Here is a 15,146-nt window from a genome sequence, read left to right as displayed (position 1 = left end):
TGTATAATGGGCGATAAATGCATACCAGGCAACAAGTTTTAAACTTTTCCTGAAAAATACTGTCACCTTCAGTTATTTATGAAGAAAAGTCATAGTAGAGTGGGGACGGCTACCTCTCTAGCTCAAAAGAATAATGGCACCGTCCCCAGTCAGCTATTTTAGTTGACCGAATCATGCAGATAGGAAATGGCAATCTGAAATGCCTTTATCCTTCTCTCGATGTAAGTCCGCTGCCCACTTCCGGGCTTCAGCTTCTCAAGAAAAGAAGGAAGCGTCAACAGCAAACCCTCGAGAACCCCTTTTGCCTCTATCAAATCTCCTTTGCTGATATTCAAATCCTTCCCTTCCCAACGAGCATGCAGCACATCTGTGCCAATCCGAGCGGCTTTCAATCGCTTCTCGAGCAATTTTGTCTGAGGAGCACCAGGTTTCATATGAGCAAGGGCATTTTCCGATTTACGGATGATCGATAGAAACGCTTCAATCGACTGCTGCTTTTCTTCCACTGTCATATTTTTCATGAGTCAATTACCTCGTTTCTTTAAGAATAGACTATTTGTAGTGTAACAATAAATATATAGCCAGGACTTATATTTATTAAAGTGGAGTCTAAATACAATAGATTATTAAACTCACATAACTTTACAAGAATTCTCACCCGCCACAATATTAAGCTAATAAGGAGTTTAAACCAAATGGAAATAAAAGATAAAGTACAAGCAGAGACCCTACTTAACCACTATTTCCGAGGATCTCAACTAGATGGAGTTCAATTCGGGGTATCCCCTGGCCCTTTTAGGCTATCTTTCTTTCATTATAAAAACACCGATGTTGAGAATGCTCAACTTTTTTTAAACATTGAATCTAAGTGGTGCCTTCTGTCATCAATTGATAAACGGTATCCTTCAAAAGAGGATGAAATAGAAGATCTTTCGGAAGAGGAGAAATATCTCCAAATTATTCAAATGAGAAGACAAGTGGTGAATAAAATAGAACTGGTTGACGATCAAATTCCCCACTTACTCATTCGATTTGAAAACGATTGTTTATTATTCATTAACGGATATCATGAAGAATTTGAATGTTGGCAAGCAGGGGTTGATGGGGATAGTGAACTTGTCATTGCCTTACCAGGGAAAGACCTGGCTATCTGGACACTTGATCATTTTCCTGAGTGATGAATGCGGATCGATATGATGTGAAGTAAAGGATTACTGTGAACAGAGTTTAAAAATACGCTTTTTCCCTGATGGGATTAGGCGTATTTTTTGTATCCTTTTAATGAGGGAAAAAAAGTTAAGGTTCCTTTAAGCTTCCGTTAAGCTTCCTGTAAATTTCCACCAGTATAATAGTGAAGGAAGAATTCTTCAAAAAAGGTTGAATCGATCGATTTATCAACAGAATGAATCTTGTCAAAAAGTGGGTTGACCAAGAGAAAGGTTACGTCAAACAAAATGAAACGTAAAGAGACTTATCGTGTAATAGGCATCATCGCATTATTGTTCGGAGTAGCGCTGTTGCACTTGATTAATGAGAAGCAGCCAATCAAGGTCGCTGTACTCGATAGTGGAATCAATAAAGACCATCCGGCATTGAAAGGAAAGATACATAAATCATTTAATGCCATTCAGCCGAATCAGCCGATTGAAGATCATTATGGTCACGGGACTCCGATCGCAGGCATCATAGCTGCCAAGGATCCGGGAGGCGAAATGAGCGGACTGGCTCAAAATGTGTCCATTTATGATGTAAAGGTTCTAGATAAGAAAGGCAACGGGAAGGTAGCGGATTTGGTCAAAGGAATCGACTGGTGTATCGAAGAGAAGGTAGACATCATCAATATCAGTTCAGGATTTCAAGTAGATGATGAACATCTGAAGAATGCCATTGAAGAGGCGCTTTCTTCCGGGATTATCATCATAGCGGCAGCAGGGAATACACTTGGGCTAGAGGCAGACTATCCGGCACGCTATGAAGGGGTATGGTCCATCACATCTGTAAACTCCAACATGGTCCGATCTTCATTAGCGGCAAGGGGAAAGGTTGATTTCGCCGCAACTGGGACAGAGGTTCTTTCAATCAATAGAGATGGGGACTTGGAAACTTTCAGCGGTACTTCCTTCGCTGCTGCCCAAATATCTGGATATACAGCCCGCATACTAGATCGTGAGCACAAAGGGATCGAGAACATTTACAAGATGCTACAAAGAGAAGCGATCGATTTAGGAGAAACAGGACCGGACCAAGACTATGGACATGGACTTGTAAGAATAAAATAAAGAGGTGCACACATTGAGAAAACTATTACTAAAGTGTTTGGTCATCACATTATTGTTCTCCATACTCCCTCAAGGGACCATGGCAGCAACAGAGGAAAACGCTCAACCACAAGGAATCGATTTAGAACAGGCTGAAAGGTCGCTTAGTGAAGAACATGATGTAGATCTTTCAGAACAGGTGAAAGTAGAGATTAAAGAAGATAGTGATGAGAAACTTGTTTTAGATATGAAAGTAGATCAGGAAGACCTTAAAGTTGATACAGAACTTACCATGGACCTTGATAGCCAAGATGCGATGATCACAGGAAGCATCGTGGATGAATCAGGAAATGAATATGATGAATCCTACCATGTTGTCTTCCACGAAGTAGATGATGAGATACTCATCGCGACATTAACCGATACGCAAACAGGTGAAGAGTACGAGATCAACTCTACCACTCTACAAGCTTCAGTTATTCCGATTATCGTGGGTATTGTATTAAGATTAGGTATCAAGTATGCTATTAAAAAGTTTGGAAAAACAGCCGTAAAGAACGCCTTGAAACAAAGCTTGAAGAAAAAATGGAGTGCAGACGATTTAAAGTCACTTCCAAAAGCAGATCAAAATGACATCAAAAAAATGTACGGCAATGCGTCCGATGCCTGGGATTTCTTCAGTGCACAAGTTTCTAGTCATAGGGAAGTATCACCTGGAGTATTTGTCGGAAAAGACAAAAACGGAGTAACCTTTACATACAGGAAATCTTCTAAATCAGGTCCTCCTACCATTGATGTCAACGGCATTAAAGGCGTTAGAAAAATAAAGTTTCTATAGGGAAGAGGTATATAAATGGAAAGAGTACAAAAGGCAGACGACATTTCCCGGTTAAAGGAAGCCTTCCAGAGAGTATGTAAGAAATCGGATCCATTTGGCAATCCATTTCAAGAAACCCTGAACGAAAGGGTACTGATCTTCCCGACCAACGGATATTATCTTCAGGAAGATCAGTTCCATGCTCTGATGAAAACCATTGAACAGGTTGGACAGGGGACCTTTTTCGTATCGGAGTCGGAAGGTGATTCTTTTAATCTTTCACAGGACTTTCACTCGGAAATGGCACCGCAGCATTGGGTAGTCGAGAATACTATTGCCTACGAAGACTATCAATCCATGCCTCTTGTGGTCGAGAATTCCCTCTATTCACCACAAGGAGAGTGGGGCTTGCAAATATCTCATGAAGACCACGCAATCCTTGCAGGGAATTCATTATTCATTGACACATTTAAAGAAGCGTATCCCGAATGGAAAGAGGATAAAGAAAAATTTCTTCAATATTGGGTTGGTGCAAATAAGGAATTTTCTACGGATATTACATGGATTGACGACTTCTTAAAACAATTTTAAGTAAAAGGTCTACAAGATTGATAAAAACCGGCCACATTTATAATGGCCGGTTTTTGTGTTTTGGGTGTATGCCCCTCACCACGTCAATGTTTTATTGTAGTGAGGATAGACACTACTTTTCTGTTCGTGTTCTATTAAAGGTCAAGTTGATGGAAGAACTCTCTTGTTCAAAAAGCAGGATTTTGAGTAATTGGTATTAAATAGGTAGCATTCAATTATATTTGTTTTTTTAAATTTGTGGAGGTATAGATAATTCCATGAGCAATTTGTATTTTAGAGATATTGATAATACTAATGTATGTATCGTAAAAATATAAAATTAAAACCTGGCCAAGATACATTTATTGAAACCGTAGAAGAATGTTTAGAAGAAGCTAAGGCTCACCATGAATGGCACCCAGTAGCTATCTATTCTGATGAGGAGATTATTGGTTTTGCAATGTATGGTTCGTTTGGTTCAAATAAAGATACTTGGATTGATAGAATAATGATAGATCAAAATTTTCAAGGTAAAGGCTTTGGGAAGATTGCAATGACTAAACTTATAGACATAGTTTCGAAAGAATATGGGGTAAACGTTATATATTTAAGTATCATTGAAGAAAATAAAATAGCTCATCGTTTATATGAAAGCATAGGTTTCGAGTTAACGAATGATAGAGACCCAAATGGAGAACTTATTTTTAAGTACACAAGATAATTAAAGGATACTATTTTTAATTAAAGTGAAGAGGTTTATCCGAAGGGTGGGAACCTTTTTTTGTAAAAAATCTTCTTGAGTAAGATATTGGATTTTGAAATAATTGGGATAAATTGAAATGGTAGTTTGATCGATGAATAACTACTTGTGAAAGCAATCTACAAAGAAGGGAGTAGGATAAAATTGTTAAAGGAAAGCATCAGTCTCCCCTTAATATATTTCTTGGCATCAACTGTTTATCAAATAATCGATGATCGGCAAGTTCAGTGGACAGATAATATAATGATCTCTTTTATAATGTTCTTATTATTGATGTTATATAATTGGTCGAAAATCCCTTATAAATGGAAGAAGGATAAGGTAAAAAAGGATTAATTTAATAGTGTTTAAGTATCGGAAGTTTACATTAAAATCAACACAGCAAACATCGGGGGAAAGTATATTGAATAGGCGCATTAGAGAAGCCACTAAGAATGATTATGATGTGGTTCATCAAATCCAAAGACAGGTACACGAAATTCATACAAAGGAAAGACCAGACCATTATAAGATGGCTGATACTACGTTGGATAAAAAGTATTTTAACAACTTGATAGAGGGAGAAAATACAAAGGTCTTCTTATTGGAAGAAGACCAACCAATCGCTTATACAATCCTTACGATCAAACATACAGAGGAAAGACCCATTCTCATTCCAAAGAAAGTGGTCTACATGGACGATTTCGGAGTTGATCATATGTACAGGGGAAAAGGAGCCGGGAAAATATTCTTTGAGAAAATATTGGAGTTCGCAAAGGGTATAGAAGCAGACTCATTAGAGTTAGGCGTGTGGGAGTTTAACGAAAATGCCATAAAATTTTATGAATCAATGAATTTAAAGACAAAAATGAGGCGGATGGAAATAGAGTTTTAAGGCTCTCCCTGTTCCATCCCGTCCACTTGGATCTTCATGATTTGATATAATGTTTACCACGCAGCTTCAATGCTATGGATAGGAGGATGAAAGATGGAAAATAACGTCTTTGAAGAGATGGCGAAAAGATACGATACAGAAAATCGAATAGAATTGGCAAAGGTAATTGTTAGTGAAGTAAAACAAGAACTACATAATAGTCAATCAAAATCTCTGATCGACTACGGGAGTGGCACCGGTCTTGTTAGTCTGGAATTAACGGATTTAGTGGAATCCATTTTGTTGGTGGATTCATCAGAACAAATGGTAGAGGTTACGAAAGCAAAGATCTCACAAAAAGGTATCACCAACTCGGAAGCACTTTATTCAGATTTTACCCAGGGAACCCCTGACCTTAAGGCTGACATCGTGTTAATGTCACTCGTCCTTCTTCATATTCCCGATACTAAAAAGATTCTACATGAGTTGTTCAACATTCTGAATGATGGCGGCAAGCTCATTATTGTTGATTTTGACAAAAACGATAACATCAGCCACCCGAAGGTTCATAACGGCTTTGTCCATGAAGAACTGAAAGAAAAGCTATCCGAAGCGGGATTTAAGTCAACGGAAATCAAGACATTCCATCATGGAGAACGTATTTTCATGAAGCAGGATGCCTCTATGTTTATATCCAGTAGTATAAAGTGATTTAGGGGAAACAATAACACCATACGAAATCGAGTTTGAAATCATAAAGATTTTAGGCTCGATTCTTTTTAATTGGGTACAACGATTATTCAACACTTGACATTGACGTGAATTCAATCAATGATGATGGTAATAAATGTGAGGGTGATTCAGTTGAAGGATTCAGTTGATATTCTAATAATTGAAGATGATGAGGATATTAATCGCTTACTATGCAATATTGTCAGGAAAAGTGGCTATTCCCCGAAGCCCGCATACTCAGGTACGGAAGCTGTGATCTACCTGGACAGTCAGAAATGGGATATGGTATTAATTGATCTCATGCTCCCGGGTTTATCTGGTGAAGATCTATTAAAAAAGGTCACAAATGAAAGTAATGTGCCGATCATTATTATTTCGGCAAAGCTTGAAACACAAACGAAGATCAATTCGTTAAGAGCTGGTGCAGATGACTATATTACAAAACCTTTCGATGTTGATGAGGTATCGGCCAGAATTGATTCCTGTCTTAGAAGGTATCGTGATCTATCAGATGCTCCACTAACAAATCAAATGATTTATAAAGATATTGTATTGGATACGGACTCAAAAATAGTGAAAGTGAATGATAATGAACTCAAACTAACGGCACGGGAATATGAGATATTGCTTCTCATGATGTCCTCTCCTAAAAAGGTTTTTTCAAAGTCGAATTTGTTTGAGAGTGTGTGGAATGAGAAATTCCATGGGGATGACAATACCATTAATGTTCATGTAAGTAATATCAGAAGTAAGCTTGCAAAAGCGAATCAGAATGAAGAGTATATTGAAACCATTTGGGGAATGGGCTATAAACTTAAAACTTAAGGTTTTCTTAAGATATGACTTAAGACTTTCTTACGTTTTCCTTCTTATACTTTAAGAGTGTTCAAAGAGGAGCCCTTTGAACAAGTGAATAAAGGAGGGAAATATTGATGAATGAGTATGTATTAAAAACCAGTCAATTGTCAAAAACATATCAAAATAAAATGGCGCTTCATAAAGTGAGTGTCATGATCAAAAAAGGGTCCATTTATGGATTTATCGGTCAGAACGGTGCCGGGAAATCAACGCTGATTCGCCTAATAACCGGTCTCGCCTATCCAACGACAGGTACATTTGAATTGTTTGGAGAAAGCCAGGAACGAAATATTATTGAAGCAAGAAAAAGAATTGGAACCATCATCGAAGGACCGGCCCTATATCCGCAAATGACCGCCGCTGAAAACTTGGAAGCTCACCGTCTGCTGAAAGGGATACCGGGAAAAGACTGTATCGAAAAAACCTTGAATTTAGTCGGTTTGCAGAATACAGGAAAAAAGAAGGCGAAAAACTTTTCATTAGGAATGAAGCAGCGTTTAGGCCTTGGTATCGCATTATTAGGGGATCCAGAGTTTCTGATCCTGGATGAACCGATCAATGGACTGGACCCTATGGGAGTTGTCGAAGTACGGGAATTACTTAAAAAGCTTAATCGAGAATATGGAATTACTATCCTAATCTCCAGTCATATCTTAAGTGAGCTGCATTTACTGGCCACTCATTATGGGATTATTCATGAGGGAGAATTGTTAGAACAACTTTCGGCGAAAGAACTGAATGAAAAATGTCAGCAATATTTGCATATAAAAGTGGATGATCCAAACAAAGCTGCAACGGTAATAGAAAATCATTTTTCAACACAAGAGTTTGAAGTGATGCCTGATGGAACCATAAGGTTGTTTGCCTATGTTGACGTACCGCGTGAAGTTTCCAAAATCTTAACCAGTGAAGGATTGGTCATAGAAGAATTTATGCCGATGGGAGAAGATTTGGAAACGTACTTTAGTCATCGCATCGGAGGTGTACAGCATGGGTAATCTACTCAAAACGGAGTGGTATAAATTAAGGAAAGACCGGTCATTTCGATTCCTGACCTGGATGTTAGTTGCGGCTGCAGTGTTGTTTCCACTAATAGAATTCGATAATGGGGCTTCAGGATTGCCAACTGTAAAGGATTACTATCGGGAGAGCATTCTCGGTCCTCATGCGAATATAGTGAAGCTTATTCCAAGTATTTTGGCAGGCTTCTTTATCACAAGCGAATATCCCATGGGTACGATGAAAAGTATCGTATCTTCAGGCAATAGCAGGTTCAAAATCTACTCTGCAAAGCTGATCGTATTTTCAATTGGAGCCATTATCATATCAATACTATTACCGATCATCATGACAGGTACCAGTGCCATCTATTTCGGATTTGCAGAGATGCCTGAGTTGACATATTATCTGCAAACATTGGGACTGATTATATTGTACGGGGCAGCCTTCGCTTCCATCATGGCGATCTTTTCTATCCTGTTCACAGACAGTGGGAAAACGATAGGGTTTCTTCTTCTGTTCTTTGTATTTGCTGATTGGCCACTGCAAATGTTAGCGGCAAAAGTGCCTTTGTTTGAAACCATTTTAAATCATTCCATCTTTATGTTGATATATAACATCATCATTGTGGATACGTTGAAGAGCGGGGATGTTTTAAATATGATAGTGGTTCCCATTCTCACGTTTCTGTTATTTGGTGCTTTGGGAAGCATGATTTTTCAAAGAAAAGAAATTAAGTAAACGAAAGTGGGTGAGGTCAAATGATATTCTATTTATTGATGGCAGTTTTGGCAGCCTTCGCATATGTCCTCATCCGTTTTTATCTGCTGAAAAAGGAAATTAAAAGGGCAACCTGGCAACTCCGGCAATTACATCAACAGGATTCAGCAAAAAAAATGACGATTAGCTTTTATGACCGCGATTTCGAGGAGTTAGCACAGGAAATAAATAACCAGATTGATTTAACGAAACAGGCTGAAGCAGTCAAGCGTTCCACTGAAAATGAACTAAGACAAGCTATATCCCATATTTCTCATGATATTCGAACACCCATGACATCAATTTTAGGATATATTCAATTTCTGGAATCAGAAGAAATGAGCCATGAGGAAAAAAAGAAATACATAGAAATAATCAAAAGTAGTGCAGGTAGGTTAAAGGTGTTACTTGAAGATTTTTTCGAGCTATCGATTATTGAACAAGCGGATTACCCTTTGAAAATGGAGAAGGTCAGTTTTAACCATTTGATTATTGAGTCACTATTAGGGTTTTATGAGGAGTTTAATAAAAGGGACATAGAACCGGACATCCATATCCCGGAGCAAGACATCATGATGATGGCCGATCCCTCTCTCATGAAAAGGGTGATCGAAAATCTTGCAGTGAATGCCATTCGATACTCTACAGGAAATGTGAGCATTCAGCTTAAAGAAACGGATACAGCCGTTCAGCTGAAAATTTCAAACTCGGTCGGGAAAATGAGTGAGCTTGACGTACATCAGATGTTCGACCGTTTTTATAAGGCTGATCAAACAAGAACCGGGAAAGGTACTGGGCTCGGATTACCGATCGCAAAAAGCCTAATGGAAAAAATGAACGGAAGCATTCATGCTGAATTAAAAGAGAATCATTTAACGATGATTTGTGAATGGGAAGCGGAATCGGATTAACACAATACTCCACAATTACCATCAGAGCTGAAGTTTAGTCAGTTTTTTAAAAAATGGGCTATTATTGATTGACAATCTGAGCTATTCTGCGATACTATATACCAGTAGTTAGTATTACTGAATATCAGTAACACAAATTACCTGAGAGACAAAGTACAGGAAGTACACGAAATACAATTGGGGGGTGAACATTTGGAGAATTTTACTGAAATGCTGAAAGGAGTGCTTGAGGGTTGTGTGCTTGAAATCATCAGCCGCGGTGAAACGTATGGCTATGAAATCACGCAACAGCTGAGAGAACTTGGCTTCACGGATGTGGTTGAAGGCACAGTTTATACGATTACCATGCGCCTTGAGAAAAACAATCTGGTGGACATTGAAAAAAAGCGCTCTACTGTTGGGCCACCGAGAAAATTTTACACACTCAACGCAGCAGGTCATGAGAAGCTCGAAACTTTTTGGGGGAAATGGGATTTCATCTCAAGCAAAATGAACGAACTCAAAACGAAAGAAATCAAAAGGAGAGGGTAAGATGAAGTTTATAGAAAAAATTATCGGAAGTCTGGCTGACAAGCGGGAATGGAGGGAGATGGAGGCGCGTGCGAAGACTCTCCCAAGTGAGTACCTCAACGCATACAAAGCGATCCAAAAATATATGTGGACCGCTGGTGGTCTCACCGATTGGAAGGACACGAGCCGTATCTTTAATGGCATTCTCGACCTGTTCGAGGAAGGTGCAGCGGAAGGCAAGAAAGTCACTGATCTCACGGGTGAGGACGTAGCCGCTTTCTGTGATGAAATGGTGAAGGGCTCGGAGACGTGGAGTGACAAGCATCGTGCTAAGTTGAACGATACGATTGGCCGTGAAAAAAAGTGAATGCAAAAGAGAATACCGACTGAATAGCTGTTGAATGTGGTAGTACCTTCACTATTCAGTTATTTTTTTAATCCGGTAGTAAGTATTACAGAATATCGGTCTTACTGAGTACTGTAGGAAAGGTAAACTAGCCCATTTTATAAGGAGGAAAAAAGATGAGTGATGCAGCGATTTGTGTGAAAAGGTTGAAAAAATCCTTTAAAGACAAGGAAGTCTTAAAAGGAGTGGACTTTGAGGTGGACCGTGGTGAAATTTTCGCACTGCTTGGCTCTAATGGAGCGGGAAAGACAACGATCGTCAATATCCTCTCGACGCTGATGAAGCCGGATTGCGGTGAAATGAGTATTTGCAGCTTTGATGTTCAGCGTCAACCGGATCATGTCCGCCAGAGCATCAGCCTGACTGGACAGTTTGCCGCTTTAGACGGCATGCTGACCGGGCGGGAAAATCTGATGATGATTGCCAAGTTACGTGAAGTTTCCAATCCCTCTCAAGTCGTCGATGGTCTGCTTGCAAGATTCAGTCTCACCGATGCAGCCAACCGACGTGCGGATCATTATTCAGGGGGGATGAAGCGCCGGCTTGACATCGCCATGAGCCTGATAGGGAAGCCGCCAGTTATATTCCTCGATGAACCGACCACAGGGCTTGATCCTGAAGCACGGATTGAAGTCTGGGAGACCGTCAAGGAGCTTGCCGGCGGTGGCACGACCATATTGCTGACGACCCAGTACCTGGAGGAAGCGGAACAACTGGCTGACCGCATTGCCATCCTGCACGGGGGAGAAATCATCACGACCGGTACCCTTACGGAACTCAAGGAGATGTTCCCGCCTGCGAAAGTGGAGTACATCGAGAAGCAGCCGACTTTGGAAGAAATTTTCCTCTCAATCATCGGTAAAAAAGGAGGAGATCTAAATGAAAAGTAAAACGGGGGTATTACTGGGACGTTTAATGCGCAATATCTTACGCAGCCCGGATACGATTATCACGGTGGCGATCACGCCGATTATTATGATGCTGCTGTTTGTCTACGTATTTGGCGGTGCTATCGAGACTGGGACAGACAACTACGTCAATTATCTATTGCCTGGAATCCTGCTGATCACGATCGCATCCGGCGTCGCTTACACTTCTTTGCGGCTCTTTAATGATGTGAAAAGTGGGCTGATGGCGCGCTTCATTACCATGCCCATCAAGCGCTCGTCTGTATTGTGGGCCCACGTATTGACATCGCTTGTTTCCAATGGGCTTACTGTTGTGGTGGTTATCCTCGTTGCACTCTTGATGGGTTTCCGCTCCAGTGCTGATATCCTGGCTTGGCTCGCGGTAGCTGGGATACTCGTGCTGTTTACATTAGCACTGACATGGCTTGCGGTTATTCCCGGATTGACAGCACGGTCCATGGAAGGAGCTACGGCATACTCGTACCCGCTGATTTTTCTGCCGTTCATCAGTTCAGCCTTTGTCCCCACTGAAACAATGCCTAAGGTTGTTCGGGTTTTCGCGGAGAACCAGCCCGTGACTTCAATCGTAAATTCCATTCGTGCCCTCTTATTTGAAGGGACCGTGGGCAGCGATATCTGGATCTCGCTTGCCTGGTGCATGGGTATTATGATCATCGCTTATTTCATAGCTAGTAAAGTATTTAAACGTCAGTTAGGTTGAATGCAACAATATGTTCATTACTGTTGTTGTGAATGTATTTGAAACACTAGATGGATTTTAGGAAATCATCGAATATATGTACTGATTTTGTAAAGGAGTTAAAGTTGAGGGGCGTTGATCTAGAATGGATGAACGCTTTTTTTGTTGGAGTTATGGGGTTAACGGGCCAGATTGTTTAAAGATGTAGTTTAGCATTGATAGTGGTGAACCGTATCACAAATAGTGGTAAAGCAGAGGGAAGAAGTAATTCTGGCTAAAGAAGTATTAAAAAGTTTAATTTATATTGAAGGAGACCGTTCGTGTAATTGAGACGATCTCCTTTTTATTTTCTTAAACTTGTACTTCACTCATGAATGCATGAGTGTTATCTTCTGTATCTTTAAAAAATACCATCCACATTTCAGTTTGTCCCATTTTCGTTACCACATGTGGTTCATCGATAAAAGTAACTTCTTTACCTACTAAGCGCTCATATGTATCTTTAATATTATTTACTTGAAAATAAATTACCGAACTTGAATGAGCAAATTCCTCTTTTTCTGGTAGAGTTAACATGAGCCGCAGGCCATCGCATTCAAAAAATGCCATACTATCCGTGTTAAATAATAGACAGAGTCCTAGTTTATCTTTATAAAAATTCAGTGCCCTCTTTATATCTTTGACAGGTATTCCAATTTGCCCAACATTCTTAATCATTGCAGTATCCATAAAACATTTCTCCCTTCAAATTTCTTATTCCTCATAAGAATAAAGTATCTCCCTTATAATTTCTTATCCGATCTCACTTTTTTTCGATATTCTCTAGGAGATAAACCAACATGTTGCTTAAACATTCTGCTAAATGATACAGGGTTTTGAAATCCAAGTTCAAAGGTTATATCGGTCATATTATGGTCTAATTCTGCTAGTAATTGTTTTGCCTTTTGTATTCTAAATACTGAAATATGCTGATGGGGCGTTCTGCCGTAAATTTGAGAGTAAGTTCTTAATAAATGGTTAGGTGATAAACAAGCAACTTTAGCAACATCCTCTAGTTTTATCGGTTGATTAAAATAAGATCTAATATAATCGTGTGCTATACTTACCCTTCTGTATAATTCTTCACGTGTAGAATTACGAATTGCATGTAATGATTCGGTTTCTGTATATGTATTTATGTGTTCATTTAAAATAGAAAACATTATCTTATGGAATTGTTCCTCATAACCAACGGAATCAATATCAAGACTGGGTAATATCTGCATGAAATATTCCAGTTGATAAGATAGAGTATTATTCTTATGATAGGTTTTTTCAAAAAAACCAATTGAACTTGTATCCTTAAACGGATCACTTAGAAGACGCTCATTTGTTTCTCTTAAGGAATGAAGGACTTCTTCCGCAAACCCATCTTTAAAGAAAAGACAAAAGGATTCTACAACTTTAGGTTCTTCAATTGAAATTGTGTATGCACCTTCATTGAGGAGTAGGTATCTACTTTCTTCAACAGCAAAGAAGCCTTTGTTAGTCTTGTAATGGGCTTTACCATTAAAGAATGTTTTAATGGACAGTTGACCATTACCTTCCCAGTAAAACTGTTTACTTTTTGCATTCAAAACGAAATTGGTAGAATCATTTTTTGGCATAATACAATCTCCAGATAACTTATTTTTCCATAGTATTATTATACAATGGAATTTTAACTGTGTTCATATATATTACCAATGCATTTAGATGAACCGTACCATAAATAACGGCGAAATAAATCACTCCTTTTTCATTGTTATGGTACAATTGTTTGCGAAAAGATATTGATATTCCGCCAATGACTAACAGAGCTTTAATAAGGAGTTGTGTTAAATGAATAAAAATAAAAGCACAGAAATAAAACGCTCTTCAAAAGCAGAAAACATTCTATCTCAGATCAATAGTAAATCGAAGCTAGGCGACTTACGAAAAATCGCGAAGGACATTAAAAAAGATCATGAACTAGCTATGGAACTTTGGTCAACCGGAGAGTTTTTGCCCAGACTATTGGCAATCTTAATTATGGACAAAAAACTTCTTTCACAGGATGTACTGAATAAGCTTGATCAGGATATGCAGACTCACACATATGATGAGCGAAATAACTTAATGGATTGGTTAATGGCTAATCAGCTCACCAAAGACAAGAAGACCATTGCATTGATGGAGTCATGGGAAAATAGCCCTTTTGCTCTTCAAAGGCGGGCTTTCTGGTATTATCAAGGGCGATTGAGATGGACTGGACAAACACCGCCTGATAACACCGAAGACTTACTATCTGCCATTGAAGCTACTATTACGCAGGAAGAACCGGAAGTTCAATGGGCTATGAATTTCACCGCAGGCTGGATAGGCGTTTATGATGAAAAGTATCGAACACGTTGTATGAAACTTGGTGAGAAAACCGGTCTTTACAAAGATGAAATGGTATCAAAGGGATGTACTCCCAATTATTTGCCGGAGTTCATTACGATTGAAGTTAACAAACGAATTAATAAATAGTTACCACTGAAACATCCATAAGATTTGATGGGAAATAAAGCAATTCAAAGCCTCAATATGGTAAGGATCTGAAAGTAACATTCCAGATCCTTTTTTGCTTGGAGGGAAATATCAAAATTTATTTTGAGGAGGCTGGGACAAAAGTGTATTAGTATAAGTAAAACCCGAACTAATTTGCATTCTTAAAGGCAAATTAGTTCGGGTTTTTAATTTGTTCCAATAAACATTTAGATTTAGTGCTTTCCAGCGGTTGATTGGAGTGCAAGACGAAGACTCCTGCGGGAAAAGTAGCTTATGTGAGACTTGTCCAGCTATAGGGCTTAGAGGCAAATGTCATAAGTCTGATCGTCCATGAAGGCAAAGAACGCCTTCAAGGCCGCTCCGCCTTATGCCAACCGCCTCTGAGCAAAGCCCTTTCGCTTTTCTACCCGCAGGCTTGCCGAGGAGGCTTACGAGCTACCCGCGGAAAGCGTAGTCTTGCACGGAAATCATTAGCGGTATTAAGAGCCTACACTTCTATTGTTCGTCTTTATTTCGTGGCGTTTTAGTTTTGTCTCAGCCTCTTTTTTTGTATCC

18 protein-coding genes and 1 pseudogene are annotated in these 15,146 nt (G+C 39.3%); 16 read left to right on the top strand and 3 right to left on the bottom strand.

The window, feature by feature from the left end:
* Positions 1-158 precede the first annotated feature (158 nt).
* Positions 159-521: a hypothetical protein gene (locus ACQKFO_RS18980; protein WP_427600394.1), complete on the bottom strand. Its 363-nt coding sequence runs from the start codon at positions 519-521 to the stop codon at positions 159-161.
* Between the two features lie 174 nt (positions 522-695).
* On the opposite strand from ACQKFO_RS18980, the gene ACQKFO_RS18975 reads away from it, so the two are divergent.
* The 15 genes and pseudogenes from ACQKFO_RS18975 (at position 696) to ACQKFO_RS18905 (ending at position 12,062) form a co-directional block, all read left to right on the top strand.
* The gene (locus tag ACQKFO_RS18975; RefSeq protein WP_427600393.1) at positions 696-1,178 is read left to right on the top strand and encodes a hypothetical protein; all 483 of its coding nucleotides are present in this window, start codon (positions 696-698) and stop codon (positions 1,176-1,178) included.
* Between the two features lie 276 nt (positions 1,179-1,454).
* Complete coding sequence (locus ACQKFO_RS18970; RefSeq protein WP_427600392.1) at positions 1,455-2,279, top strand: S8 family serine peptidase; 825 nt, start codon at positions 1,455-1,457, stop codon at positions 2,277-2,279.
* 13 nt (positions 2,280-2,292) lie between these two features.
* Positions 2,293-3,096: an SAR2788 family putative toxin gene (locus ACQKFO_RS18965; RefSeq protein ID WP_427600391.1), complete on the top strand. Its 804-nt coding sequence runs from the start codon at positions 2,293-2,295 to the stop codon at positions 3,094-3,096.
* 15 nt (positions 3,097-3,111) lie between these two features.
* Positions 3,112-3,666, top strand: a complete 555-nt coding sequence (locus tag ACQKFO_RS18960; protein ID WP_427600390.1) for a hypothetical protein — start codon at positions 3,112-3,114, stop codon at positions 3,664-3,666.
* Positions 3,667-3,923: 257 nt separating this feature from the next.
* Positions 3,924-4,366, top strand: a pseudogene (locus ACQKFO_RS18955) (GNAT family N-acetyltransferase).
* 442 nt (positions 4,367-4,808) lie between these two features.
* Positions 4,809-5,279 (top strand): N-acetyltransferase family protein, encoded by a 471-nt coding sequence (locus tag ACQKFO_RS18950; protein WP_427600389.1) that lies wholly within the window; start codon positions 4,809-4,811, stop codon positions 5,277-5,279.
* A 93-nt stretch (positions 5,280-5,372) separates the two neighbouring features.
* Positions 5,373-5,969 carry a class I SAM-dependent methyltransferase gene (locus tag ACQKFO_RS18945; protein ID WP_427600388.1) on the top strand — a complete coding sequence of 199 codons (597 nt, stop codon included), beginning with the start codon at positions 5,373-5,375 and terminating at the stop codon, positions 5,967-5,969.
* Positions 5,970-6,122: 153 nt separating this feature from the next.
* A complete protein-coding gene (locus ACQKFO_RS18940) occupies positions 6,123-6,815 on the top strand; it encodes a response regulator transcription factor (protein ID WP_427600387.1) in 693 nt (230 codons plus the stop codon).
* A 107-nt stretch (positions 6,816-6,922) separates the two neighbouring features.
* Complete coding sequence (locus tag ACQKFO_RS18935) at positions 6,923-7,846, top strand: ABC transporter ATP-binding protein (protein ID WP_427600386.1); 924 nt, start codon at positions 6,923-6,925, stop codon at positions 7,844-7,846.
* Complete coding sequence (locus ACQKFO_RS18930; protein ID WP_427600385.1) at positions 7,839-8,588, top strand: ABC transporter permease; 750 nt, start codon at positions 7,839-7,841, stop codon at positions 8,586-8,588. The genes ACQKFO_RS18935 and ACQKFO_RS18930 overlap by 8 nt, the downstream gene beginning before the upstream one ends.
* A gap of 20 nt (positions 8,589-8,608) precedes the next feature.
* Complete coding sequence (locus tag ACQKFO_RS18925) at positions 8,609-9,517, top strand: sensor histidine kinase (RefSeq protein ID WP_427600384.1); 909 nt, start codon at positions 8,609-8,611, stop codon at positions 9,515-9,517.
* A 192-nt stretch (positions 9,518-9,709) separates the two neighbouring features.
* The gene (locus ACQKFO_RS18920) at positions 9,710-10,048 is read left to right on the top strand and encodes a PadR family transcriptional regulator (protein ID WP_427600383.1); all 339 of its coding nucleotides are present in this window, start codon (positions 9,710-9,712) and stop codon (positions 10,046-10,048) included.
* Between the two features lies 1 nt (position 10,049).
* A complete protein-coding gene (locus ACQKFO_RS18915; protein WP_427600382.1) occupies positions 10,050-10,394 on the top strand; it encodes a DUF1048 domain-containing protein in 345 nt (114 codons plus the stop codon).
* Positions 10,395-10,549: 155 nt separating this feature from the next.
* The gene (locus tag ACQKFO_RS18910) at positions 10,550-11,323 is read left to right on the top strand and encodes an ABC transporter ATP-binding protein (protein WP_427600381.1); all 774 of its coding nucleotides are present in this window, start codon (positions 10,550-10,552) and stop codon (positions 11,321-11,323) included.
* Positions 11,313-12,062 carry an ABC transporter permease gene (locus tag ACQKFO_RS18905; protein ID WP_427600380.1) on the top strand — a complete coding sequence of 250 codons (750 nt, stop codon included), beginning with the start codon at positions 11,313-11,315 and terminating at the stop codon, positions 12,060-12,062. Before ACQKFO_RS18910 ends, ACQKFO_RS18905 begins: the two co-directional genes overlap by 11 nt.
* A gap of 330 nt (positions 12,063-12,392) precedes the next feature.
* Here ACQKFO_RS18905 and ACQKFO_RS18900 read toward each other — a convergent pair whose 3' ends face one another.
* Together ACQKFO_RS18900 and ACQKFO_RS18895 are read right to left on the bottom strand one after the other, a co-directional pair.
* Positions 12,393-12,770 (bottom strand): VOC family protein, encoded by a 378-nt coding sequence (locus ACQKFO_RS18900; protein WP_427600379.1) that lies wholly within the window; start codon positions 12,768-12,770, stop codon positions 12,393-12,395.
* 53 nt (positions 12,771-12,823) lie between these two features.
* Positions 12,824-13,687, bottom strand: coding sequence for a helix-turn-helix domain-containing protein (locus ACQKFO_RS18895; RefSeq protein WP_427600378.1), 864 nt, complete (start codon positions 13,685-13,687; stop codon positions 12,824-12,826).
* A gap of 214 nt (positions 13,688-13,901) precedes the next feature.
* Here ACQKFO_RS18895 and ACQKFO_RS18890 point away from each other — a divergent pair, with 214 nt between their 5' ends.
* Positions 13,902-14,570, top strand: a complete 669-nt coding sequence (locus tag ACQKFO_RS18890) for a DNA alkylation repair protein (protein ID WP_427600377.1) — start codon at positions 13,902-13,904, stop codon at positions 14,568-14,570.
* Positions 14,571-15,146: the final 576 nt, after the last annotated feature.

It is taken from the genome of Rossellomorea sp. NPDC071047 (assembly GCF_050270195.1).
Taxonomy (GTDB): Bacteria; Bacillota; Bacilli; order Bacillales; family Bacillaceae_B; genus Rossellomorea.
This window is presented reverse-complemented; position numbering and strand designations above follow the sequence as displayed.

What these genes read in the sequence shown, in the direction of transcription:
- ACQKFO_RS18980 (WP_427600394.1), bottom strand. Translation starts at nt 521, where the DNA reads ATGAAAAATATGACAGTGGAAGAAAAGCAGCAGTCGATTGAAGCGTTT.
- ACQKFO_RS18975 (WP_427600393.1), top strand. Translation starts at nt 696, where the DNA reads ATGGAAATAAAAGATAAAGTACAAGCAGAGACCCTACTTAACCACTAT.
- ACQKFO_RS18970 (WP_427600392.1), top strand. Translation starts at nt 1,455, where the DNA reads ATGAAACGTAAAGAGACTTATCGTGTAATAGGCATCATCGCATTATTG.
- ACQKFO_RS18960 (WP_427600390.1), top strand. Translation starts at nt 3,112, where the DNA reads ATGGAAAGAGTACAAAAGGCAGACGACATTTCCCGGTTAAAGGAAGCC.
- ACQKFO_RS18945 (WP_427600388.1), top strand. Translation starts at nt 5,373, where the DNA reads ATGGAAAATAACGTCTTTGAAGAGATGGCGAAAAGATACGATACAGAA.
- ACQKFO_RS18935 (WP_427600386.1), top strand. Translation starts at nt 6,923, where the DNA reads ATGAATGAGTATGTATTAAAAACCAGTCAATTGTCAAAAACATATCAA.
- ACQKFO_RS18930 (WP_427600385.1), top strand. Translation starts at nt 7,839, where the DNA reads ATGGGTAATCTACTCAAAACGGAGTGGTATAAATTAAGGAAAGACCGG.
- ACQKFO_RS18925 (WP_427600384.1), top strand. Translation starts at nt 8,609, where the DNA reads ATGATATTCTATTTATTGATGGCAGTTTTGGCAGCCTTCGCATATGTC.
- ACQKFO_RS18915 (WP_427600382.1), top strand. Translation starts at nt 10,050, where the DNA reads ATGAAGTTTATAGAAAAAATTATCGGAAGTCTGGCTGACAAGCGGGAA.
- ACQKFO_RS18910 (WP_427600381.1), top strand. Translation starts at nt 10,550, where the DNA reads ATGAGTGATGCAGCGATTTGTGTGAAAAGGTTGAAAAAATCCTTTAAA.
- ACQKFO_RS18905 (WP_427600380.1), top strand. Translation starts at nt 11,313, where the DNA reads ATGAAAAGTAAAACGGGGGTATTACTGGGACGTTTAATGCGCAATATC.
- ACQKFO_RS18900 (WP_427600379.1), bottom strand. Translation starts at nt 12,770, where the DNA reads ATGGATACTGCAATGATTAAGAATGTTGGGCAAATTGGAATACCTGTC.
- ACQKFO_RS18895 (WP_427600378.1), bottom strand. Translation starts at nt 13,687, where the DNA reads ATGCCAAAAAATGATTCTACCAATTTCGTTTTGAATGCAAAAAGTAAA.
- ACQKFO_RS18890 (WP_427600377.1), top strand. Translation starts at nt 13,902, where the DNA reads ATGAATAAAAATAAAAGCACAGAAATAAAACGCTCTTCAAAAGCAGAA.